The organism is Mesorhizobium sp. ORS 3428 (assembly GCF_001854785.1).
Lineage (GTDB): Bacteria > Pseudomonadota > Alphaproteobacteria > Rhizobiales > Rhizobiaceae > Mesorhizobium.
In genome coordinates, this window is the sequence record NZ_MDFL01000126.1 from 438401 (window position 1) to 459763 (window position 21363).

The window sequence follows — 21363 nt, forward strand, 5'->3', positions numbered from 1 at the left end:
CGCCATTATATGCGGGAGATAGGCTGCCGGAGTACGAATGTAAATGCGTGTCAGTGACGCGGTTCAACCTTCCGGAAGCGGAATGAATTCTTCCTCATCGCCAGGAACGATGTCGAAGCGGCCTGTCTTCCATTCTTCCTTTGCCTGTTCGATGCGTTCCTTCGACGACGAGACGAAATTCCACCAGATATAGCGCCTGGAGCCGAGCGAGGCGCCGCCGAACAGCATGAAATGCGCTCCCCGCTCGGACGAAACGACTATCTCGTCGCCCGGTTTGAAGACCAGAAGCCGCTCGGCCGGGAAGCGGTCGCCCGCAATCGATACCTCGCCTTCCAGCGTGTAGATGGCTCGTTCCTCGGCGTCGGCGGGGATTTTGACACTGGCGCCCGCGGCCAGCCGCAGGTCGGCATAAAGCGTCTCCGTTGCGGTCGCGACCGGCGAGCGCAGCCCGGAAAATTCGCCGATCACGACGCGGCCGCTAACGCCTTCGGCGTCGATCCTGGGCAGCTGCATCACCGACGTGTTCGCGAAGATCGGCGCAATCTCCTCCTTGCCGTCCGGCAAAGCCAGCCAGGTCTGCAGGCCGGAAATCGACATCGGAGCGCCACGCAGCTCTTGCGGCGTACGCTCGGAGTGGACGATGCCGCGGCCTGCGGTCATCAGGTTTACGTCGCCGGGGGCGATCACCATTTCGGTGCCGAGCGAATCGCGATGCCTGATCTTGCCGTCGAACAGATAGGTGACGGTGGACAGCCCGATATGCGGATGCGGGCGCACATCGATCGCATGGCCGGCGCGCAGGATGGCCGGTCCCATGCGGTCGAAGAAGATGAATGGACCGACCAGCCGGCGCTTCGCCGTCGGCAAGGCGCGGCGAACCTCGAAACCGCCGATATCCTTGGCGTTGGGGATGACCATCAATTCGATCTGGTCGCAGGCGAAGGCGTCGCCGGCCTCAGGATCATTGCCTGGAAAGAAGCTCATGCGACGGCCTCAGGCGAAGCGGAGCGCGGCCCGGGCTTTCGCCTTGGCGGCCTCCTCCTCGCGACTGCGGGGATRCTGGGTGGTTTCAAGCGAATCGATGAGCTCGCGCGCGGCCGCGGCAATCGCCTCGACGGCGTGGTTGAAGGCATGCTCGTTGCGCTTGGAGGGCTTGGTCGAGCCGCTCAGCTTGCGCACGAACTGCAGTGCCGCGTCATGGACCTCGTCGTCGGTCGCCGGCGGATCGAAGTTGAACAGGGTCTTGATGTTTCGGCACATGCTTGAACTCCTTGCCTTTCTCCTCCCCGCCCCTCCCGATCTATTCGCCGTCGAGCGGCTCCRTTCCCACCGGCTTGCCGTCGCGGGACRGCCTTATCTTCTCCACCTTGTCCTCGGCGGCCTTGAGCAGCCGGTCGCAGTGGGCTTTCAGCGCCTCGCCGCGCTCGTAGATCTTGATCGACTGGTCAAGCGGGACGTCGCCGCGCTCCAGATCATCGACGATCTTCTCCAGCGCGTCGAGCGCCTGTTCGAAGCTCATCGCCTTGACGTCCTCATTGCCTTCGCCAGCCATATCCTATCCCTTCATCAGCCGCCCGACATGGGCGGCGACCGAAAATGCCAGTCYCTGCAGATCGTAGCCACCCTCGAGCAGGCTGACGAGCCGGTTGCCGCTGTGGCGCCCGGCGCGCTCCATCAGCTGGCCGGTCGCCCAATCGAAATCATCCTCGGTCAGGTTGATCTCGGCGAGCGGATCGCGATGGTGCGCATCGAAACCGGCGGAAATGATAATCAGGTCGGGCGCGAAAGCGTCGAGCGACGGCAGCACGCGCGACAGGAAGGCGTCGCGAAATGCTTCGCTGCCGGTGCGCGGCGCAAGCGGCGCATTGACGATGTTACCGACGCCGGTTTCGCTCTTGGCTCCAGTGCCCGGATAAAGCGGCATCTGGTGGGTCGAGCAGTAGAGCACCGAGGGATCGTCCCAAAAAATGTCCTGCGTGCCGTTGCCGTGGTGAACGTCCCAGTCAACGATGGCAACGCGCTCGGCCTGATGCCGCTTCTGCGCATGGCGGGCTGCGATCGCCGCGGTGTTGAACAGGCAAAAGCCCATTGCGGTCGTCTTTTCGGCGTGGTGGCCGGGCGGGCGCGCGGCAACAAACGCGTTGGCGGCGCGGCCTTCGAAGACATCGTCGACGGCGGYATTGGCGGCGCCGATCGCCGTTACCGCGGCCTGCCAGCTTTTCGGGCTGGCGCTGGTGTCGGCATCGATCGAGACGATGCCAGTCTCGGGAATCGCGGCGCGAACGCGGGCGATGAAGTCTTCCGGATGCGCATAAAGGATAGCCCTCTCGTCGCCTTCCGGTGCCTGGACGCGGTCGAGGGCCGAAAAGGCCTCGTCATCCAGCACGCGCTCGATGGCGCGCAGACGGTCGGGCCGCTCGGGGTGGCCGGGCGGCGTGAGGTGTTCCAGGAATACCGGATGGGTGTAGAGACGGGTGGTCATGGCGCCTAATCTAGGCGCCCGCAGCCCGGATGACCATGTTTGAGCGCCGAATGGCTGGGGAAATCGCGCCCTGCCATGTCGCTGGCGGCATTGGCGCGGCCTCTGCTCCACGATAAGGTCGTATCGCTGCCTGGTGCCCGCAACACGCGGGAGAATCGGGAACACGGTTGAATTCCGTGGCGTGCCCAACGCTGTGAGGGGGACCGCGCCGGCAAAAGCCACTGTCCAAGACGGGAAGGCGCCGGAGCGGGTTGATCCCGAGCCAGAAGACCGGCCCGGCAGACATGGTCGTCCGCTTGGTCAGGTGGAGGACTATCGCAAGGGGACAAGCGATGCAGGCACGAGCGGCCGCCGCAGGCGGCGATGACTTTGACCAATTGGCACGCGACGCCGTCTACCGGGCGATGTTCACCCGGCGTGATGTGCGCAGCCATTTCGTTTCCGACGATCTCGACGATTGCGTGCTGGCGCGRCTGCTGACGGCCGCCCATCACGCGCCGTCGGTCGGCTATATGCAGCCATGGAACTTCATCGTTATCCGCGATGCCACAAGGCGGCGGCAGGTACGCGACCTGTTTCTGGCCGCGCGCGAGCAGGAACTGCCGGCGATCGAGGCGGAGCGCCAGGCCCTCTACCGCAAGCTGAAGCTCGAAGGCATCTGCGAAAGCGCGCTCAACCTCTGCATCACCTGCGACCGGCAGCGTTCAAAGAACTCGCCGCTCGGGCGCTGGCACAATCCGGAAATGGACCTCTACAGCACCGTCTGCGCGGTGCAGAATTTCTGGCTGGCGGCGCGCGCCGAGGGTGTGGGGGTCGGCTGGGTGAGCATCATCGAGACCGAGGCGCTGAAACGGCTGCTCGCGATCCCCGAGCATGTGACGCCGATCGCCTATCTCTGCGTCGGCCGCGTCTCGCAATTCGCGCCGCGGCCGGACCTCGAAGCGCATGGGTGGGGCAAGCGCCTGCCGCTCTCCGACCTGGTGATGAGCGAGACCTTTTGCGGCGCCGGCGAGGTGCCGCTCAAATCGGCGATCGCCCGCCTTGGTAGTGCGGAACAACCTAAGCCGTGATCAGGCCGCCCTCGGCGCGTCCCAGCGCGAGCCGCCGAAGGAGCCGAGCGCCTTGTCGCGGAGCTCCCTGAACTTCGAAGAGRCCTCGGCCAGCCGCTGGTCCCATTCGGGGTTCGGAACCTGGCCTTCGATGGTGTCGAAATAGACCTGCATCAGCGACGCGATGGCGAAGGGCTCGATGAAGGCCGCCTTGAAGGCCCAGGCAAAGACGATAGCCAGAACGAAGGCCCAGCCGGCAAGCTGCCCCGGCATGACCCAGAGGATCGCGCCGGCGGGCGCGAGCATCAAAAGGAAGATGACGAAGGACACACCCCACATGATCACCGCCAACCAGACGGCATTCTTGACCATGTGCTTGCCGTTCTGCGCGTAGAGCACGACGCCTTGCCTGGCGGTCTCGAAAGGCGAGCTCGAATTGATGCGGATGTTGTAGCCGAGGATGATCTCGTCGACATAGGTCAGCGACAGGCGAATGACCGTGTTGATGAAGCTGACGATGCCGCTCAAGCCAGGTATGGGCAGGAATGCGGCGATGCCGCCGATCAGGCCGGTGATGGCGCGGATGGCGCCCTTGACCAGCTGGTCGACGACGAAAAGGATGTTGGCCTCGGCGAAGCGCCGGGTGACCACTTCCTTCGCATAGGCGATCTGGCCCTGGCCGTCAGGAACATCATGACCATCGATCAGATGGACCATGACCGCGATGTGGCCGGCCTTGAGCACATAGAGGATGTATTCGCGGATCCAGTAGACGGCGATCGAGACGACGCCGAAGCCGACAACCCCGCCCCATAAGGCAAACGACATCGGCCCGTCCGGATCGGTCGAGATGTGACCGACACCGTAGCCGACGCTGGCGCCGGTGCCGGTCGCTATGATGTAGGCCACCGTGATGCCGAAATAGACGATCATGCGAAAGACGATGAACGGCCATGTCCGCATCATGATGGACACCGACCGGCCGATGCTGAAGTCCCACATGGCCCCGACTCCCCGCCCTGCGCATGACCCCGAAAATCGGAGCCGATTTTCGGACAGGATCATGCGCAACATCAAAAGTGTTACAGCGTCCTTTGCGCGTTCGAAGAACGCGCGGCGCTGTAAGAGAATGGCCGGAGAGGATGCGCTCACGCCGGCCAAAGTCAATGTCGAAGCGATTTTGAGCGGGGGACAATTGTTTAAGCCGATGCCGCCCCTCATCCGCCTGCCGGCACCTTCTCCCCGTGAACGAGGGGGGAAGGGAAACGATCCGGCGCTKGCGCCCCCTCTCCCCGTCCTTCATCGGAGAGAGGGTAAGGCTGAGGGGCAGAGCCGACCTAAATAGTTGCCTGGGAACACATGTCGGAGAGCTAGGGCTACCCGTTTTTCAACCCTTCGAGCAGTTGCTTGAATGCCGCCACCACCTTMTTCGACGTCGCTTCGGGATCCCTGGAATTGGCGATGTGCTGAGAGGCCTGGCTGCTGGCGCCGTTGATCAGCCGCGCGGCGGTCTCGGGGTCGAGGTCGGGAACGACGACGCCGTCTTGCTGCAGCCTGGTCAGGTGATCGGTCATCGAAGCGATGCAGGCATTGGCGTTCGGCCATTGCGCCGGATCGCCGAGCACGGCTGGGCCGTCGCGGAACATGATGCGCTGGATCTCCGGCTCCAGCGCCATCTCGATATAGGTGGTGCATTCATCGACGAAATGCTGCCAGCGGGTGGGAGCCCGCGAGGCCACTTCGTTCACCCGGGCAGCCATCTCGCCGTCGATCTCGGCGATCACAGCCTRCAGCAACCCCTTCTTGTCGCCGAAATGGTGGTAGAGCGCGCCGCGCGTCAGACCCGCCGAAGCGGTGAAATCGTCCATCGAAGCTTCCGCATAGCCGATGGTGCCAAAGGCATGGCGCGCAGCCGCGATCAGCTTGGCGCGCGTCTCCGCGATCATCTCCTTGCGGGGTCGATGCATGGCCTCTGGCCCTATTCACATACGCAACGTATGCCAATTGACATACGCGACGTATGAATTATCTGCACACTCATACGCTGCGTATGTAATTGCGGCGCCTTCCCTTGTCGAGGAGTAGGACCATGCGAAACCCCTATTCGGAAATCTTTCGGGCTCCCGGCACGAAGGGCTTTGCCGCAGCTGYCTTCGTCGCGCGGCTGCCGATCGCCATGGCGCCGATCGGCATCGTGGCGATGCTGTCGCAGACGCATGGCGAATACTGGCTGGCCGGTGCTGTCTCAGCGACCTATGCGCTGGTCAACGCCTTCCTGTCGCCGCAGGTCTCGCGACTGGTCGACCGGCTCGGCCAGACCCGGGTTGCCGTACCGGCGACGCTTGTCTCGGTGCTTTCCTTCGCGGCGTTGATCGCGGCGGCCAATCAGCACTGGCCCGTATGGACCTTGTTCCTTTCCGCGCTGTTTGCCGCGGCCATGCCCAGCATTCCGGCCCTGGTGCGGGCGCGCTGGACCGAGATTTTTCGCAATCGCCCCGAGCTCAACACGGCCTTTGCCTTCGAATCGGCGGCGGACGAGCTGGTCTATGTCGCCGGCGCCTCGCTGTCGGTCGGCCTGAGCGCCGCGCTGTTTCCGGAAGCAGGCACGGTGGTGAGCACGTTGCTGCTCGCCTTCGGCTCGGCGGCATTCCTGCTGCAGCGCTCGACGGAACCGCCGGTGCGGCCGGCGGAGCATGGCACGGCCAGCTCGGCGATCCGTCTCAGGCCGGTGCAGATCATCACCTTCGCCCTGGTCTTCGTCGGCGCGACCTTCGCGACCACCGAAGTCACAACCGTCGCGATCACCAAGCAACTCGGCCAGCCCGAGTCGGCGAGCCTCGTCATCGGCGTCTATGCGCTCGGGTCGTTCGTGCTCGGCATTATCGTCGGCGCGCTCAGCCTGAAGGCGCCGCTGCAGCGGCAACTGGCTGTCGCCGTCACCGTCATCGCGCTCACCACGCTGCCGCTGCTCTTTGCCGACACGGTGCTGACGCTGGCAATTGCGGTCTTCATCAGCGGCGTCGCGATCTCGCCGACCTTCATCACCGCCTTCGGCCTGATCGAGCGCCACGTGCCGGCTGCCATGCTGACGGAAGGCGTCACCTGGGTGACGACCGGGATCGGCATCGGCATGGYGCTGGGCTCCTTCGCCGCCGGCGGGATGGTCGACAGCTTCGGCCCGCAAAATGGGTTCTGGGTGTCCGTCGCGGCAGGCGCGATCGCTTTGACCACCGTGCTCGTCGGTCAATGCCGGCTGGCGGYGGAAGGCTGCGATGTGGATAGGGGCGAAGTGATCCCGGCTGAGTGATGGTACGAACGTACAGCCATCCGATGATCATTGCAGAGGTTGGGAGTTAGCCGAGGCCCCCGTGCTCCGCCCGTGGCCTAAAGAATCTCGGTCTTGGCGATATGAATGCCGAAACCTTCGAGGCCGACATAGTGGCGCTCGCGCGAGGCGATCAGGTTGATCGAGGAAATGCCGAGATCCCTGAGGATCTGGGCGCCGAGACCGATCTCGCGCCACTCGCTCTCGCGGCGGCGCGCTTCCTCATGGTCCTCGCGCTCGCCGCTGGCGGGGCGCCTGCGCTCCTGATGGGCGACGCCGACCGAGCCCTCGCGCAGATAGACGATGACGCCGCGCTTGCGCTCGCCCATCGCCTTCATGATGCCCTCCAGGCGGTGGCCGGTGCCGAAGACGTCGCTCACCACATCCTCGGAATGCAAGCGCACCGGCACCTCCTCGCCGTCGCGGATGTCGCCGAAGACGACCGCGACGTGATGCATGGAATCCCAGGGCAGCGTGTAGGTGAAGACCTGTGCTTTGCCGCCGGGCGTCTCGATGTCGGAACAGGCGACGCGCTCGACCAGGGTTTCCTTGCGCTGCCGGTAGGCTATGAGGTCGGCGACCGAGACCTGCTTCAGGCCATGTTCTTCGGCGAAAGCCTGAACCTCCGGCCCGCGCTTGACGGTGCCGTCATCGTTGACCAGCTCGGAAATGACGCCCACCGGCGGCAGGCCGGCGAGCTTGCAGAGATCGACCGCGGCCTCGGTATGGCCTGAGCGCATCAGCACGCCGCCCTCGCGCGCGATCAGCGGAAAGATATGGCCGGGGCGCACGAAATCGGACGGGCCGACATTGCCGTTGGCAAGGTTGCGCACGGTGAGCGTGCGGTCGTCGGCGGAAATGCCGGTCGTAGTGCCGTGCTTGAAGTCGACGCTTACGGTGAAGGCGGTGGTGTGGGCGGAATCATTGTCGGCCACCATCGGCGCAAGGTTCAGCCGCCTCGCATCCTCGCGCAGCATCGGCGTGCAGACGATGCCGGAGGTGTTGCGGACGATGAAGGCCATCTTTTCCGGCGTGCAATGAACGGCGGCGACGATCAGGTCGCCCTCATTCTCGCGCCCGTCATCGTCCATGACGACGACGATCTCGCCGCGCTCAAAAGCGCGGATCGCTTCGACGATCTTCTTCTGGTCGTATGACATGGGCGCTCGCTTTGCTCGCAGGGAATAGGGATTAGGCAGTAGGGAAAGAAAAGGTGGTGCCAGGCTGGGCCGCGTCCGCTACTGCCTATTCCCTACTGCCTACTGCCTTTCCTGTCTGTCCTCTATGCCGCAGATAATGGTCGGCGATCGCGCAGGCAACCATGGCCTCGCCGATCGGCACGGCGCGGATGCCGACGCACGGATCGTGCCGGCCCTTCGTCATGACCTCGACGTCCTTGCCGTCCTTGTCGATGGACTTGCGCGGCGTGAGGATCGAAGAGGTCGGCTTGACGGCGAAGCGGGYGACGATCGCCTGGCCGGTCGAGATGCCGCCCAGGATGCCGCCGGCATGGTTGGACAGGAATACCGGCTTGCCGTCATTACCGATGCGCATCTCGTCGGCGTTCTGCTCGCCGGTGATGCGGGCGGCCTCGAAGCCGTTGCCGATCTCGACGCCCTTGACGGCGTTGATCGACATCAGGCCCGAAGCGATGTCCTGGTCGAGCTTGCCGTAGATCGGCGCGCCGAGGCCCGCCGGCACACCTTCAGCAACGATCTCGATCACCGCGCCGACCGAGGAGCCGGCCTTGCGGATGCCGTCGAGATAGGCGGCAAAGACGGGGACCGAGGCCGGATCGGGGGTGAAGAACGGGTTTTCGGCATCGCCGACGAAATTCCAGTTCCAGTTGGCGCGATCGATGGATTTCTCGCCCATCGAGACCAGCGCGCCGCGCACCACCATGCCCGGCACCACCTTGCGGGCAAGAGCGCCCGCCGCGACCCTTGCCGCCGTCTCGCGCGCCGAGGAGCGGCCGCCGCCGCGATGGTCGCGCAGGCCGTATTTGACGTCGTAAGTGTAGTCGGCGTGCCCCGGCCGGTACTGGCGGGCGATCTCGCCATAGTCTTTCGAGCGCTGGTCGACATTCTCGATCAGCATCGAAACCGGCGTCCCGGTGGTGATCATCGTCTCGCCGTCCTCGTCGAGGATGAAGCCCGAGAGAATCTTCACCTCGTCCGGCTCGCGGCGCTGCGTGACGAAGCGCGACTGGCCGGGGCGACGCCTGTCGAGCTCGGCCTGGATATCCTCGCGCTTGAAGCGGATGCCGGGCGGGCARCCGTCCACCACGCAGCCGAGCGCCGGCCCATGGCTTTCGCCCCAGGTGGTGACGCGGAACAGATGGCCGAATGTGTTGTGAGACATCGAAAACGCCCTGCCCGGCAGCGCAGCCGGCTGACGCATGACCCCGACATCAGAAAGGATCACGCGCAAATCAAAAATCCTACAGCGTCCTTGCGCACCCAAGAGGATGCGCGGCGCTGTAGGCTGCCTTCTATTGGCGTTTTCCACAGCGGTCAAACGGTGTTCGGGTGCATCAAACTGTGATCTGGCGGATTTAGTTTTGACACATTCGGTTGGTTTCTGCTCTCTTCCATCCGCCATTGAGATCCGCTGCTGAGCAGCCGGCGTAATGACCAAAGAGGACGACGATGCGTACCCTGATTGGCGCTGTTGGCGCCATGCTGCTGATTTCCACCGCCGCGTTCGCCGGCCAGACCGAAGGGCTGATCAAGAAGGTCGACAAGGAAACGCTGACGCTGACGCTCGACGACGGAAAGTCCTACAAGCTCAACGCCGAAACCGATCTCGATGCGCTCAAGCCCGGCATGGACATCGTAATCGCCTATGACGTGACCAACGGCGAGAACGTCGTGACTGACATGCAGTTGCCGGACAGCGACCAGAATTAATCTACGCCGCGAGGTCTTTGCCAACGCGGTGCGCCGGTAAGGACCACTTAAGAAATTTGCCGGAACGCCGAAAGCTCAATCATTCTAGGGCGAAGCAAGGAGCGGAGCGACGCGCTCAGACCCTAGGATGACGAGGTTGAGTCGTCTGCTTCACAGCCACTTCAGGCTCCGGCCTTCCAGCCGGAGCAGGCGGTCCTGCGGGATCTCGAGGCTCGCCGCTTCCTTCTTCGACATCCCTTCGACGATGCGGAACAGGCAGCGCATGACGCCGCCATGGGTGACGCAGACCGTCTGCCCACGAAGCGCGTCGAACCATGGCTTTACCCGTTCGAGCAGCATTTCGTAGCTTTCCGCGCCATCGCCGGGCGGCTGGAAATCCCATTTGGCGTGTCGACGTCCGTCGGTCGAGCCGGGAAGCCTGGCCTCGAGCTCGGCAAAGGTGAAACCCTGCCAGTCGCCAAAGCTCATCTCCACCAGGCGCGGATCGGTGCGGTAAGCGAGCGGGTCGAGCCCCATCGCGGTGCGCATCAACTCCATGGTCTCGCGCGCGCCGCATCGGGCTGGCGACGAAGTCGAAATCAGCGGGATTGCCGATGAATTCGGCCAGCCGGCGGCCGTTGCGGCGCGCCTGCTCGCGGCCGGTCGCGTTCATGTCGGTATCGGCCTGGCCTTGCAAGCGATGCTCGGCGTTCCATTCCGTCTGGCCATGACGCGCGATGTAGACGAGCGGATACATCAGGTCTTCCGGAGGTCGGGCCTGGGGCTCGAGCAGTGCAGCGTTCGGTAGGATCGCYCAACTGCTCCAACTGTTTGTTTTTGGCAATTCCGGACGGAAACCGTTACGCGCTTTTCCTGGAATTGCTTTCGACGGAGGGTAGACGGAGAGAGAACTAGTCCTTGACGGTCGAGATGTCCGGCGCGTCGACCGCCTTCATGCCGACGACGTGGTAGCCGGAATCGACGTGGTGGACCTCGCCGGTCACGCCGCGCGACAGGTCCGACAGGAAGTAGACGCCGGAATCGCCAACCTCTTCCTGCGTCACCGTCTGCTTCAGCGGCGCGTTGTATTCATTCCACTTCAGAATATAGCGGAAGTCGCCGATGCCGGAGGCGGCGAGCGTCTTGATCGGGCCGGCCGAAATCGCGTTGACGCGGATCTTCTTGGCGCCGAGGTCGACGGCGAGATAGCGCACGCTGGCTTCGAGGGCCGCCTTGRCAACGCCCATGACGTTGTAGTGCGGCATCACCTTTTCGGCGCCGTAATAGGTCAGCGTCAGCAGCGAGCCRCCTTCGGCCATCAGCGGCTCGGCGCGCTTGGCGATGGTGGTGAAGGAAAACACCGAAATGTCCATGGTGCGCAGGAAATTGTCGCGCGTCGTCTCGACATAGCGGCCGGTCAGCTCGTCCTTGTCGGAGAAGGCGATGGCGTGGACAAGGAAGTCGAGCTTGCCCCAGTGCTTGGCAATGTCGGCAAAAACGGCGTCGAGACTGGCCGGATCGGTGACGTCGCAATGGCCGGCGATGTGCGCACCGAGCTCCGCCGCCAGCGGTTCGACCCGCTTCTTGAAGGCTTCGCCCTGATAGGTCAGCGCGATTTCGGCGCCGTGATCGACGCAGGCCTTGGCGATACCGAAAGCGATCGACCGATTGTTCGCGACGCCGAGAATAAGGCCCCGCTTACCGGCCATCAGGCCCTGTACACCCGCCATGTGCGCGTTCTCCGCAAGAATGTCAGCTTTGTGGAGCCCTATCGCACAGGCACAGAGCCCCTTCAAGCGTTGAAAGCGGACTGTCCGCGGGAGAAAACTCTCTCAATCAGCCCTTCTGGTGCCGCAACAACGCTTCGAGACCGGCGTCTCCGCCTTCAGGCAGCATCAGCCGGACATGGGCATAGAGGTCGCCGTGGCCGCCGGCTTTTTCCGGCAAACCCCTGCCCTTCAGGCGTAGCACCTTGTCCGAGCTCGACCATGCCGGAACGTTGACGGCGAGCTTGCCGGTCGGCGTCTCGACCGCCACCTTGGCGCCGAGCACCGCGTCGGCCAGATCGACCGGCAGGTCGACATGCAGGTCGCGCCCCTCGATGCGGTAGCGGGGATGGCGGCGGATGTGGATCTTGACCAGCGCGTCGCCCGGCTGGCCCGGCCCCTGCTCGCCCTGACCCTTCAGCCGAATGGTCTGGCCGTCCTCGACATAGGCCGGAAGCTTGACCRCCATCTTGCGGCCATCGGGGAACATCGCCGTCACCTTCTCCGCGGTGGCCGCCTCCTCGACTGTGATGTCCAGCGTGACGTTCAGGTCAGGCGCCTGCATCGGCTGGCGGCGATCGCCACCTCTGCCCGCGCCGCGCATACCCGAAAAGGCATCGCCGAAGATCTGGCTGAAGATGTCGCTGTTGCCGTCGAACGGATCGCCGCCCGGACGTCCCGTGCGGAATTCGAAATGCGCCCCGCCGGGGCCTTGCTGGCGGCGGAACCCGGCGAACGGATCGCCGCCGGCCGCGCCCTCAAAGCCCTGGAACCTCGGCTTGCCGTCGGCATCGATCTCRCCGCGATCGTAGGCGGCGCGCGTCTTCTCGTCGCCGACGATCTCGTAAGCCTGGTTGGCGGCGGCAAAACGCTCCTTCGCCTTCGGATCATTCGGATTCTGGTCCGGATGATGCTGCTTGGCGAGCTTGCGGTACGCCGATTTTATTTCCTTGGCCGATGCGTTTCTGGCAACGCCCAGCACCTCATAGGGGTCGCGCATGCTTCCTGCCTGTAAGAGAAGATGGTCGCCCCCTATATGCGCCTGCATAGGAAGAAATTCCAGTAGCGCGAAAGCGATCGGCGACCGAAAAACGGGGCGCCCCGAAACAGATCAGAGCGCCTTGAATTCCTGCATGCGCCAGCCGCCGGCGCCGGCCATGCAGAGCTCGCCCTTGTACAAGGCAACGCCGTCGAAACTCTCGCGCGTGGCGGTGAAGCGACGGCAGTTCAGGCCGCCATCGTTAAGCTCCACCAATTCGGTGATCGAGCCGCGCGAGCCGGTGCCGGCATTGGCCCATGGCACGGCCTGGCCGGCGAGTTCCTGGATGTCGGCGGAAGAGACCGCATTGCCGATGGTGGTCTGGTCGGAGTCCTTGTCGCTGGGCGCAGGCACGGCTGGCGAGGACGGGGTGCTGGAGGTTATGATCGAGCGGTCGACCGCCGCTTTCTCGAGGCTGARGCCGCCGGCGCCGCAGGCGGCAATCGGGAGCACCAATGTCAGCAACGCAGCCTTGGCGCTGGCCGAAGCGATGACGCTCCATTGCCCGCTGTCAAAAGCTTGCGCGATACGCGACAATCGGCGAACTCCTCCCGCAACGTTAAAAATTTGGAAAGCTATGAACGAAACTGAGTTAACAAGCGGTGACTTCACAGAGGCGGCAGAGCCGTTCCGGCTCTTTGCCGCGTGGCTGGAGGACGCCACCAAGAGCGAGATCAACGACCCCAACGGCGTGGCGCTGGCGACGGTCGACGTCGACGGCATGCCGGATGTGCGAATGGTGCTACTCAAGGGGTTCGACGAAAAGGGATTTGTCTTTTACACGAATTTCGAGAGCGCCAAGGGCCGCGAGATTCTTGGCAGCATGAAGGCAGCGATGTGCTTCCACTGGAAATCGCTGCGCCGCCAGGTGCGCGTGCGCGGGCCGGTGGAGATCGTCAGCGACGCCGAGGCCGACGCCTATTACGCGACGCGGCCGCGCGGYAGCCGCATCGGCGCCTGGGCCTCGAAGCAGTCGCGGCCGCTCGAAAGCCGCTTCGCGCTGGAGAAGGCGGTGGCGGAGTACACCGCGCGCTACGCGATCGGCGACATCCCGCGGCCGAAATACTGGTCGGGCTTCCGCATCCTGCCGCAGACGATCGAGTTCTGGCACGACAGGCCGTTCCGGCTGYATGACCGCGTTGTCTTTTCACGCAACGCCGAGGGCGGCTGGGACAAGACGCGGCTCTATCCCTGAGGCAACGCGGCGCTGCCTTACAGCCCTGCCGCCGTCTGCGGCAGGTTGAAAGGGGTGATGACCTGGATGTTGGCCATGCCGGAGACAGGCGATTTCGGCAGCAATCCGTGGGCGCGCATGATGTGCAGGCATGCGTTTCGCATGTCCTGGCCAAGATCGTGATGCAGCACGGCGCTGATGCGGCCGGCGCGCAGGAGTTCGAGATTGTCGGCGTCGGCCGAGCGAGGCGAAAGCATCGACGACCGCCCGGTTGYCGCCTCCGATCGAATAAACRCCGGCAATGTCGGCATGCTCCCGCAAGGCCGCCCGCGCGAGCATACCGGTGTTGCGGTCGAGGCCATGGCCTTCGCTGACCTCGACGATGYCAAGCGCGGGATAGCGTTCGCGAAGCGCTTGCCTGAAGCCCATCTCGCGCTCTTCCTCGCCGCGGAAACGGTTGCTGCTGATGGTCACGAGAATGCGTGCCGGACCGTCGCCGAGCCATTCGCCGAGAAGATAGGCCGCAGTCTCGCCCGCCGCCCGGTTGTCCACTCCGACATAGGCCTGCCGTCCGGTGTCGGGAAGGTCCGTCACCAAAGTGACGACGGGAACCCCGGCGCCGACGAGCCGTGCGGTCGCGCCCCTCACCTCCGCGACATCGGGAGCCTTGAGGAACACGCCGTTGCTGCCGCGGCGCTGCAGCGCTTCGATGATCGCCACCGTATCGCCTACTCCGCGCGTCTCCGCGAAATGATACCGGGCACGAAATATCACCGGCTGCAGCGACGGCATCGCCTGTTCCAAGCCCTGACGAACCGCCTCGCTGAAGCGCGACGGAGCCTCCATGACGACATCAAGGACGAATTTGCGGCCGGAAAGGCCGATCTGGTCGCGCTGCTTTTCGAGTTCGCCGATGGCCTGCCTGACGCGGCGGATGGTGTGCTCGCGAACGCCCGGCCTTTCGTTGATCGACGGTCGCGAGACTGAGCCCAGCCTGGAGGGCGATATCCTTGAGGAGAAAAGGGCGGGACATCTTCTGAGGTGTTTTTGAGGTGTTTCAGAGGCAACGAGCACCCCAGATTGCGGTATACAGCAGCGAGAACCACGACGGCAACAGGAGGATGCGTCATGAAGGCCGACAACCTAGCCAAGATCAGGTCCGAGCGGGTCTGGCTGACGAAAGCTCAGTGCGACATCGAGGGTTTCCGGGCGATCGTCGGGCAAACGACCAATCCTGCCGATTACCCGTTCGCCGCGAGCGTCGAAAAGAACGTGCTGATCTATGACGGCGACGCAGTCCGCGAGGCGGCGACCGATCCTGAAACGCGAAAGGCACTGCTGGCGGAATGGGTCGAGGCGCTGACCGGAGGGCCGGGCGTCGTGGCTTTCAAGAAGGCGTTTGCCGATACGGCGCCGGTCGACATCGCAACAAGGCTGTTCAACGAGATGATCGCCGAGCAGCATGCGACCGGCACCGGTGGCGGCGACCATTTCGCCAAGCCGGGCGCCAATGACCGCATCTGGAATGCGCTCGAAAAATTCTGCCTGCGCGACCCCGAAGCCTTCGCCGCCTATTACGGCAACGACATCATCGCGCTCATCTCGGAAGCCTGGCACGGTCCGGCCTATCAGATGACGTCGCAGATCAACTCCGTGAACCCCGGCGGCGCGGCGCAATCGGCGCATCGCGACTATCATCTGGGCTTTCAAACGCCCGAAATCATCGAGCGCTATCCCGTGCATGTACACAGCATTTCGCCGGTGCTGACGCTGCAGGGAGCCGTCGCCCATTGCGACATGCCGCTGGAGAGCGGCCCCACGCTCTATCTCCCCTATTCGCAAGCCTATCTGCCGGGCTACCTCGCCACAGGCCTGCCGGAGTTCAGGGCATATTTCGCCAAACATCATGTGCAGCTTGCGCTGGAGAAGGGCGACGCGGCCTTCTTCAATCCGGCCCTGTTCCATGCCGCCGGCAACAACCGATCCGCCGACATCCGCCGCATGGCCAATCTGCTGCAGGTCTCGTCAGCCTATGGCCGGGCGATGGAAAGTGTCGACCGCACGAGGATGAGCAGCACGCTCTACCCGGCGATCCAGAGGATGCTGGCCGCRGGCGCGATCTCGAAAGCTTCGGCCGCGAACGCGATCGCCTCGACCGCCGAAGGCTATTCCTTCCCGACCAATCTCGATCGCGATCCACCGATCGGCGGGCTGGCGCCGGAAACGCAGCAGGCGCTGTTCCATCGCGCGCTCGATGCCGGCTGGACACCGGAGGCTTTCGGCAAGGCGCTGGACGAACAGGCCGTTAAGAAGCTGACGTGATTTCGGCCGGCGCCTGCTGCGGCGGGGCACCCTCGCCCGCAGGCTTCTAGTCTATCCCTTCTTACGCGTCATGAAGGCCGTCAGCGCGGCGCGCGCCTCATCAGACTTCAGCCGCTCGCGGAAATGCTCGCTCTCCACCTCGATGCGGGCGATGAGTTCCTCGCGGGAGCCGCGCATCAGGTCGCGGGCGATCTTCAGCGCCTGCGGCGGCTTGGYGGCGATCTCAGCGGCCGCGGCCAGCACCGCGCCTTCGAGCGCATCTTCCGCTACGACGTCGTAGATCAGGCCGGCTGCCTTGGCGCRCTCAGCCGAAAGTCCTTCGCCGAGGCCGAGTAGCGCGAAAGCGCCCTGGCGGCCGAGGATCTGCGGCGCCAGCAGGCTCGAGCCGGCTTCCGGCACGAGGCCAAGGTCGACGAAGGGCGTGCGGAAGAGCGTGCGCGGTGTGGCAAAGGTCAGGTCGCAATGCAGATTGAGCGTGGTGCCGATGCCGACGGCGATGCCGTCGACGCCCGACAGCATCGGCTTCTCCACCTTGGCCAGCGCCATCAGGAAATCCCAGACTTCGTTGCCGCCCTCGCCGCCGGTGGCGACGACGAGGAAGTCGGCGAGGTCGTTGCCGGCAGAAAAGGCGCCGGGCACGCCGAGAAAGACGTGGACGCGAATCGCCGGATCGGCGTCACCCTCTGCCAGAGCGGCCGACATTTTGGCGTACATGGCGCGCGTCAGCGCGTTCTTCTTGTCCGGCCGGTTCATGCGGATGATCTGCACGGCGCCCTGGCGCTCGATCAGGATATGGTCGGTCACGGTCGGTTCCTTCGAATGTCGGGGCGTTCAGGCCGATATCAGCGCCTTGCCGGCGGCGGCGAGGCTGTCGGCGCCATCAATGACGCGTTCCCTCAGGGCGCGCGTTTCGCCTAGCAGGTTTTCGGCAAAGAAGCGGCAAAGGGCGATGCGGCCATGATCGGCAAGCCCCCCTTGCGCCAGATAGGCGCCGCCGGCGGCGAGGGATATCAGGCGCAGATAGGGCGTGGCGCCGCCCATCGCGGCATCGGCCCGGCCGTGGACCATCAGCGTCTGCAGGAAGCGCGTTGCCTCGGTGAGGTCGTCCAGCGCCCGGTCGAGGCCATCGGCGGTGCGGCCGAAATCTTCGACATTGGAGATGCGCACCGCATCGRCCACCGCCTTCAATTCGGCGATGTATCTGTGCACATGGTCGCCACCGCCCAGCGGCAGTTTTCGCGAGACAAGGTCGATCGCCTGGATGCCGTTGGTGCCTTCATAGATCGGCGCGATGCGGGCATCGCGATAAAGCGCTGCCGCGCCCGTCTCCTCGATGAAGCCCATGCCGCCATGCACCTGGATGCCCAGCGACGCGACCTCGACGCCGACATCGGTCGAGAAGGCTTTCGCCAGCGGCGTCAACAGATTGGCGCGGTCGCGCCAATTGGCGGCGGCCTCGCCTTCGGCGACGCGCGCGCGGTCGATGGCGTGCGCGCAGGAATAGCTGATGGCGCGCGCGATCTGGGTCAGCGCCCGCATGGTCAAAAGATTGCGCTGCACGTCCGGGTGATGGACGATCGGCGCCATGCCGGCCCCTGAATAGTCCGACGCCTTGCCCTGGCGACGCTCATTGGCATAGGCGATCGCCTTCTGCGTCGCCGTCTCGGCCACTGCCACGCCCTGCATGCCGACGGCAAGGCGGGCGTTATTCATCATCGTGAACATGCAGGCGAGGCCTTTGTTTTCCTCGCCGACCAGCCAGCCGACGGCGCCGGGGGTCATGCCTTGAAAACCGTCGCCATAGATCATGGTACAGGTCGGCGAGGCATGGATGCCGAGCTTGTGCTCGAGGCCTGAACAGAAGACGTCGTTGCGGGCGCCGAGCGAACCATCGTCATTGACCAGGAATTTCGGCACCAGGAACAGCGAGATGCCGCGCGTGCCGGGCGGCGCGTCGGGCAGCCTTGCCAGCACCATATGCACGATGTTGTCGGTGAAATCGTGCTCGCCATAGGTGATGAAAATCTTCTGGCCGAAGATGCGGTAGGTGCCGTCGCCGGCGGGCTCGGCGCGGGTGCGTAGCGCGTTGAGGTCGGAACCCGCCTGCGGCTCGGTCAGGTTCATCGTGCCCATCCACTCGCCCGACACGAGTTTTGCCAGATATTTGGCCTTGAGCGCCTCGGATGCGTGCTTTTCGAGAGCTTCCACCGCGCCCATGGTGAGGGTCGGGCCGATGCCGAAGGCCATGGCGGCCGAGTTCCACATTTCGAGCGCGGCGACGGAGAGCATCGTGGGCAGGCGCTGGCCGCCGAATTCCTCTGGACCGGACAGCGCGTTCCAGCCGCCGTCGATCCAGCGCCGGTAAAGCTCCTTCCAGCCGGGCGGCGTGGTGACGCAAGCATCCGTCAACACCGCGCCATGCTCGTCGCCGATCTTGTAGAGCGGCGCTACCTCCTCGCCGGCGAAGCGGCCGGCCTCGGCCAGGATCGCGTCGACCAGATCCTCGCCGAGATCGCCGAAGATGCCGGCCTCCAGCGCGGGCTTCAGCCCGGCCACATGCTTCAGCGTGAAGGCAATATCCTCGACCGGTGCGCGATACATGTTTCCTGCTCCTCCATTCCGGCTGTCCGATCGTAGGACCTCAGCCGCGGCGAAACCACCCGGCCTTGGGTCCGTCCTCGTCAGTTTCTTTTTACGTAAACGTCAAACATTGTCACGCGGATTTTGCAGCAACTCACGGACGTCGTCATCCACGGGGCCAACTTTCAAGGCTGCTATTGCCTCTCGAACTTCTGCGACAAGAATTACATTCGGCTCGTTGGATTTGCCGGTGGCAACCGGAGACAAGCTGAGCCGAGATTTTTTCATACTTGCCAGACCTGACGCCTATCGTTGCATCGAATGCGGCCTTCCCTACCGGGCCGCGGGCTTTTGGTACCATCATGGCAAGCTCGAAAGCGGCCCGGCCTACTGGACGGATCGCGGCCTGTTGTGCTCGCCGCAGTGCTCGCTCGCGCACCATCGCAAGCGCTGCCGAGGGCACACTGCCGCAGGAGCCGGCGCCCGACCCGTTCGAGGTGCAGGACGCTGTTCCGGCGCTGAGCGTCCCACGGGCTTGAAAGCACTTCCTTAACCATAGCGGTTCAGGATCGTCCCCTGGTCAGTGGGGACACCCTGATTGAAAAAGCCGGCGCGCCCTCTTCGCCGCCTGGCACTGTTCGCGGCGGCGATGGTGCTGGGCACGGCGGCAAAGGCCTCGGATTTCTCCGAGCCGTGGAAGAATGCCGACCGCGCGCTGGTAATCGACGCCTACGAATACAACTCCATCGACTGGGCGCAGCTTGCCACTGACAAGCGCATCGTCGGCTTCATCAACAAGGCATCCGACGGGCTGCCGCCGCCTTACTTCTGCTTCGGCAGCGAGACCGATGTGAAGCTGTGCAAGGCGCTGTGGAAGCGGCATGCGGTGACGCGCGAGCTTTTCCAGACGCGCAAGGTGGTGGCCAAGGCGCTCGGCCTGAAATGGGGCGCCTATCATCTCGCCCGCCCCGGCAATCCGGTCGAGYAGGCCAACAATTTCATCGATTTCGCCGAGCCCGCGCCGGACGATCTCATTGCCCTCGACCTCGAGGGCAATGACCCGACGCAATGGATGTCGCTGGAAGACGCGGAAGAATTCGTGCGCCAGGTGCATCGACGCGTCGGCCGTTTCCCGGTGCTCTACACCAACGGCRAGACCGCCCAGTACATCGCCGACAACCGCTACACCTACCGGCTGCTGTCCAGGCTGCCGCTCTGGTATGCACGCTACAAGCCGGATATCGACGTGCATTTCCCGATGGGCAACTGGCAGGGCTACGCGCTCTGGCAATTCTCGTCGCAGGCCAATTGCGGCCGCTTCAGCTGCCCCTATCGCGTGCCCGGCACGCCGAACGACATCGATGTCAGCGTCGCGCCGATGAACGCCAGCGAATTGCGCCGGCAATGGGCCTTCGGCGGATTGCTGGACGTCCCGTCCGACTACCTCGCCTCGATCCCGGTGCCGATCCCGCGCCAAGCCGCATTGGCGGGGAAGGTCACCATCACCTATGCCGATGTCGCGACGCCGCCGACCTTCGAGGAACTCGTCGCGGTGCTCGGCGCACGGTGGGACAAATTCCGCAACGGCTTCCGCATGCCCGTGGTGAAGACCGTGCCGCAGCGGCCGAGCTTCGGCATCGTGCAATATGTCGCCTGGAAGCGGTCCGGGAGGCGCACGCCCGAACAGCTCGACRCCGCCTTCGCCGCCGCCGATCCGCTCAGCACCGCATCGACGACGCTCGACCGAAACCGCCGCTGATCATTCCAACAATCCCGTCAACGATGGTTGCCCAGGCTGGCGTACATGCCGGTGGTGCGAAACTGCGTCGGGGTGATGCCGTAGCACCGACGGAAGACCTTTGAGAAGTAGTTCGGATCATCGAAGCCGCACATGACGGCGACCTCCTTGACCGGCAGGAAGTCGGCTTTCGTCAGCAGCTTCGCCGCGCGCTGGAGCCTTTGCTGGAGGACGAACTCGGCGGGCGGCAACCCTTCGCTTTCGGCGAAGCAACGCGAGAAATGCGCGCGGCTAAGACCGCTGATTTCAACCAGCTCCGCCACCGGCAAGGGCTTGTCGAGATTGGCGTTGATGTGATCGATGACCGGCTGCATGGCGCTCTGCTTTTCGGCGAAGGCGTGCGAGCCGAAGATATCGTCGTAAAGCGCCATCGCCGCCTCATAGGCAATCGCCGAGGCAGCGCCTGGCGAAGCCGCCCCCTTGATCAGGCGCAGACTGCAATCGGCGAGATGATCGATGGTCGCCGCCTGCAGCCGGAACACCGGCCCTGAGACGCTCAGGATCGACTTGTGGATGCGCAGCGCCTCCTCGCCATTCATCGATATCCAGAAATATTCCCAGCGGTCTCCCTTGGCGAGCCAATAGCGATGGTTGTGCGGGACCAGCACCAGCAGCGTGTCGTTCGCCTGCAGGCGATAGTTGCGGCTCTCGTAGCGCAACTGGCCGGTACCGCTGATCGTGTGCTGAAGAACGGTAAACGGCGTCTGGCCGCGCTTGCGCCCGTCCCAGTCGTAGACCTCGTCCTCACGCACCTCGTAGCCGGTGCTGGTCGGCATGGCATGCAGACGCTGGCGGCCGCGCGGCAGCGAGATCGTACGCATCAGCCTTCCGTTCGCTATCAGGTCCCGCAGCACAAAATTACCCTCGAAAGCATAATCCTTCTCTGGCCGCGCCCCCGAATAAGCGCATAATCGGGCTCCTCAAGAACGGGAAAGACCCG

At 64.3% G+C, this 21363-nt stretch carries 20 protein-coding genes, 3 pseudogenes and 1 riboswitch; of the genes and pseudogenes, 7 read left to right on the top strand and 16 right to left on the bottom strand.

What is annotated here, in order from left to right; genetic code table 11:
* Positions 1-63: 63 nt before the first annotated feature.
* Genes ORS3428_RS20860 through ORS3428_RS20875 form a run of 4 tightly spaced genes read right to left on the bottom strand, consistent with a single transcriptional unit; the run spans position 64 to position 2482 of the window.
* Entirely contained in the window at positions 64-984 is a 921-nt protein-coding gene (locus ORS3428_RS20860; RefSeq protein WP_071100145.1) for a pirin family protein, read from the bottom strand.
* Positions 985-993: 9 nt separating this feature from the next.
* Positions 994-1260, bottom strand: coding sequence for a DUF2277 domain-containing protein (locus tag ORS3428_RS20865; protein WP_071100146.1), 267 nt, complete (start codon positions 1258-1260; stop codon positions 994-996).
* A gap of 40 nt (positions 1261-1300) precedes the next feature.
* Positions 1301-1552 carry an exodeoxyribonuclease VII small subunit gene (locus ORS3428_RS20870; RefSeq protein WP_071100147.1) on the bottom strand — a complete coding sequence of 84 codons (252 nt, stop codon included), beginning with the start codon at positions 1550-1552 and terminating at the stop codon, positions 1301-1303.
* A 3-nt stretch (positions 1553-1555) separates the two neighbouring features.
* Positions 1556-2482, bottom strand: coding sequence for a histone deacetylase family protein (locus tag ORS3428_RS20875; protein ID WP_071100148.1), 927 nt, complete (start codon positions 2480-2482; stop codon positions 1556-1558).
* Between the two features lie 114 nt (positions 2483-2596).
* A riboswitch (cobalamin riboswitch) is annotated at positions 2597-2775 on the top strand.
* 39 nt (positions 2776-2814) lie between these two features.
* On the opposite strand from ORS3428_RS20875, the gene bluB reads away from it, so the two are divergent.
* Positions 2815-3552 (top strand): 5,6-dimethylbenzimidazole synthase, encoded by a 738-nt coding sequence (bluB, locus tag ORS3428_RS20880; protein ID WP_071100149.1) that lies wholly within the window; start codon positions 2815-2817, stop codon positions 3550-3552.
* Here the strand turns inward: bluB and ORS3428_RS20885 are convergent, their stop codons facing one another.
* Positions 3553-4533, bottom strand: a complete 981-nt coding sequence (locus tag ORS3428_RS20885; RefSeq protein WP_071100150.1) for a hypothetical protein — start codon at positions 4531-4533, stop codon at positions 3553-3555.
* 374 nt (positions 4534-4907) lie between these two features.
* Positions 4908-5498 carry a TetR/AcrR family transcriptional regulator gene (locus tag ORS3428_RS20890; RefSeq protein ID WP_071100151.1) on the bottom strand — a complete coding sequence of 197 codons (591 nt, stop codon included), beginning with the start codon at positions 5496-5498 and terminating at the stop codon, positions 4908-4910.
* A 122-nt stretch (positions 5499-5620) separates the two neighbouring features.
* Here ORS3428_RS20890 and ORS3428_RS20895 point away from each other — a divergent pair, with 122 nt between their 5' ends.
* Positions 5621-6838: an MFS transporter gene (locus tag ORS3428_RS20895; protein WP_071100152.1), complete on the top strand. Its 1218-nt coding sequence runs from the start codon at positions 5621-5623 to the stop codon at positions 6836-6838.
* Positions 6839-6915: 77 nt separating this feature from the next.
* Here the strand turns inward: ORS3428_RS20895 and ribB are convergent, their stop codons facing one another.
* Positions 6916-8016 (bottom strand): 3,4-dihydroxy-2-butanone-4-phosphate synthase, encoded by a 1101-nt coding sequence (ribB, locus tag ORS3428_RS20900; RefSeq protein WP_071100153.1) that lies wholly within the window; start codon positions 8014-8016, stop codon positions 6916-6918.
* Between the two features lie 85 nt (positions 8017-8101).
* Positions 8102-9217 (bottom strand): chorismate synthase, encoded by a 1116-nt coding sequence (aroC, locus tag ORS3428_RS20905; protein ID WP_071100284.1) that lies wholly within the window; start codon positions 9215-9217, stop codon positions 8102-8104.
* Between the two features lie 287 nt (positions 9218-9504).
* Here aroC and ORS3428_RS20910 point away from each other — a divergent pair, with 287 nt between their 5' ends.
* Positions 9505-9765 carry a DUF1344 domain-containing protein gene (locus ORS3428_RS20910; RefSeq protein ID WP_071100154.1) on the top strand — a complete coding sequence of 87 codons (261 nt, stop codon included), beginning with the start codon at positions 9505-9507 and terminating at the stop codon, positions 9763-9765.
* Between the two features lie 150 nt (positions 9766-9915).
* Here the strand turns inward: ORS3428_RS20910 and ORS3428_RS20915 are convergent.
* From ORS3428_RS20915 to ORS3428_RS20930, 4 genes and pseudogenes are all read right to left on the bottom strand, one after another.
* Positions 9916-10441: pseudogene (locus ORS3428_RS20915) on the bottom strand (histidine phosphatase family protein).
* A gap of 214 nt (positions 10442-10655) precedes the next feature.
* Positions 10656-11474 carry an enoyl-ACP reductase FabI gene (gene fabI, locus ORS3428_RS20920; protein ID WP_071100155.1) on the bottom strand — a complete coding sequence of 273 codons (819 nt, stop codon included), beginning with the start codon at positions 11472-11474 and terminating at the stop codon, positions 10656-10658.
* A 106-nt stretch (positions 11475-11580) separates the two neighbouring features.
* Positions 11581-12510 carry a DnaJ C-terminal domain-containing protein gene (locus tag ORS3428_RS20925; protein WP_071100156.1) on the bottom strand — a complete coding sequence of 310 codons (930 nt, stop codon included), beginning with the start codon at positions 12508-12510 and terminating at the stop codon, positions 11581-11583.
* Positions 12511-12621: 111 nt separating this feature from the next.
* Positions 12622-13086 (bottom strand): RT0821/Lpp0805 family surface protein, encoded by a 465-nt coding sequence (locus ORS3428_RS20930; RefSeq protein ID WP_071100157.1) that lies wholly within the window; start codon positions 13084-13086, stop codon positions 12622-12624.
* Between the two features lie 40 nt (positions 13087-13126).
* Between ORS3428_RS20930 and pdxH the strand changes: the two genes are divergently transcribed.
* Positions 13127-13744, top strand: coding sequence for a pyridoxamine 5'-phosphate oxidase (pdxH, locus tag ORS3428_RS20935; protein ID WP_071100158.1), 618 nt, complete (start codon positions 13127-13129; stop codon positions 13742-13744).
* A gap of 17 nt (positions 13745-13761) precedes the next feature.
* Here pdxH and ORS3428_RS20940 read toward each other — a convergent pair.
* Positions 13762-14756: pseudogene (locus ORS3428_RS20940) on the bottom strand (LacI family DNA-binding transcriptional regulator).
* Positions 14757-14851: 95 nt separating this feature from the next.
* Between ORS3428_RS20940 and ORS3428_RS20945 the strand changes: the two are divergent.
* Complete coding sequence (locus tag ORS3428_RS20945) at positions 14852-16045, top strand: phytanoyl-CoA dioxygenase family protein (protein WP_071100159.1); 1194 nt, start codon at positions 14852-14854, stop codon at positions 16043-16045.
* A gap of 51 nt (positions 16046-16096) precedes the next feature.
* On the opposite strand, the gene ORS3428_RS20950 is transcribed toward ORS3428_RS20945, so the two are convergent.
* The gene (locus ORS3428_RS20950; RefSeq protein WP_071100160.1) at positions 16097-16849 is read right to left on the bottom strand and encodes a crotonase/enoyl-CoA hydratase family protein; all 753 of its coding nucleotides are present in this window, start codon (positions 16847-16849) and stop codon (positions 16097-16099) included.
* A 27-nt stretch (positions 16850-16876) separates the two neighbouring features.
* Positions 16877-18646 (bottom strand): acyl-CoA dehydrogenase family protein, encoded by a 1770-nt coding sequence (locus tag ORS3428_RS20955; RefSeq protein ID WP_071100161.1) that lies wholly within the window; start codon positions 18644-18646, stop codon positions 16877-16879.
* Between the two features lie 265 nt (positions 18647-18911).
* Here ORS3428_RS20955 and ORS3428_RS34065 point away from each other — a divergent pair.
* Positions 18912-19164 (top strand): annotated as a pseudogene (locus ORS3428_RS34065) (hypothetical protein).
* A gap of 110 nt (positions 19165-19274) precedes the next feature.
* Positions 19275-20384, top strand: a complete 1110-nt coding sequence (locus ORS3428_RS20960; RefSeq protein ID WP_071100285.1) for a glycoside hydrolase family 25 protein — start codon at positions 19275-19277, stop codon at positions 20382-20384.
* 17 nt (positions 20385-20401) lie between these two features.
* Here ORS3428_RS20960 and ORS3428_RS20965 read toward each other — a convergent pair whose 3' ends face one another.
* Entirely contained in the window at positions 20402-21244 is an 843-nt protein-coding gene (locus ORS3428_RS20965) for an AraC family transcriptional regulator (RefSeq protein ID WP_108723111.1), read from the bottom strand.
* Positions 21245-21363 lie beyond the last annotated feature (119 nt).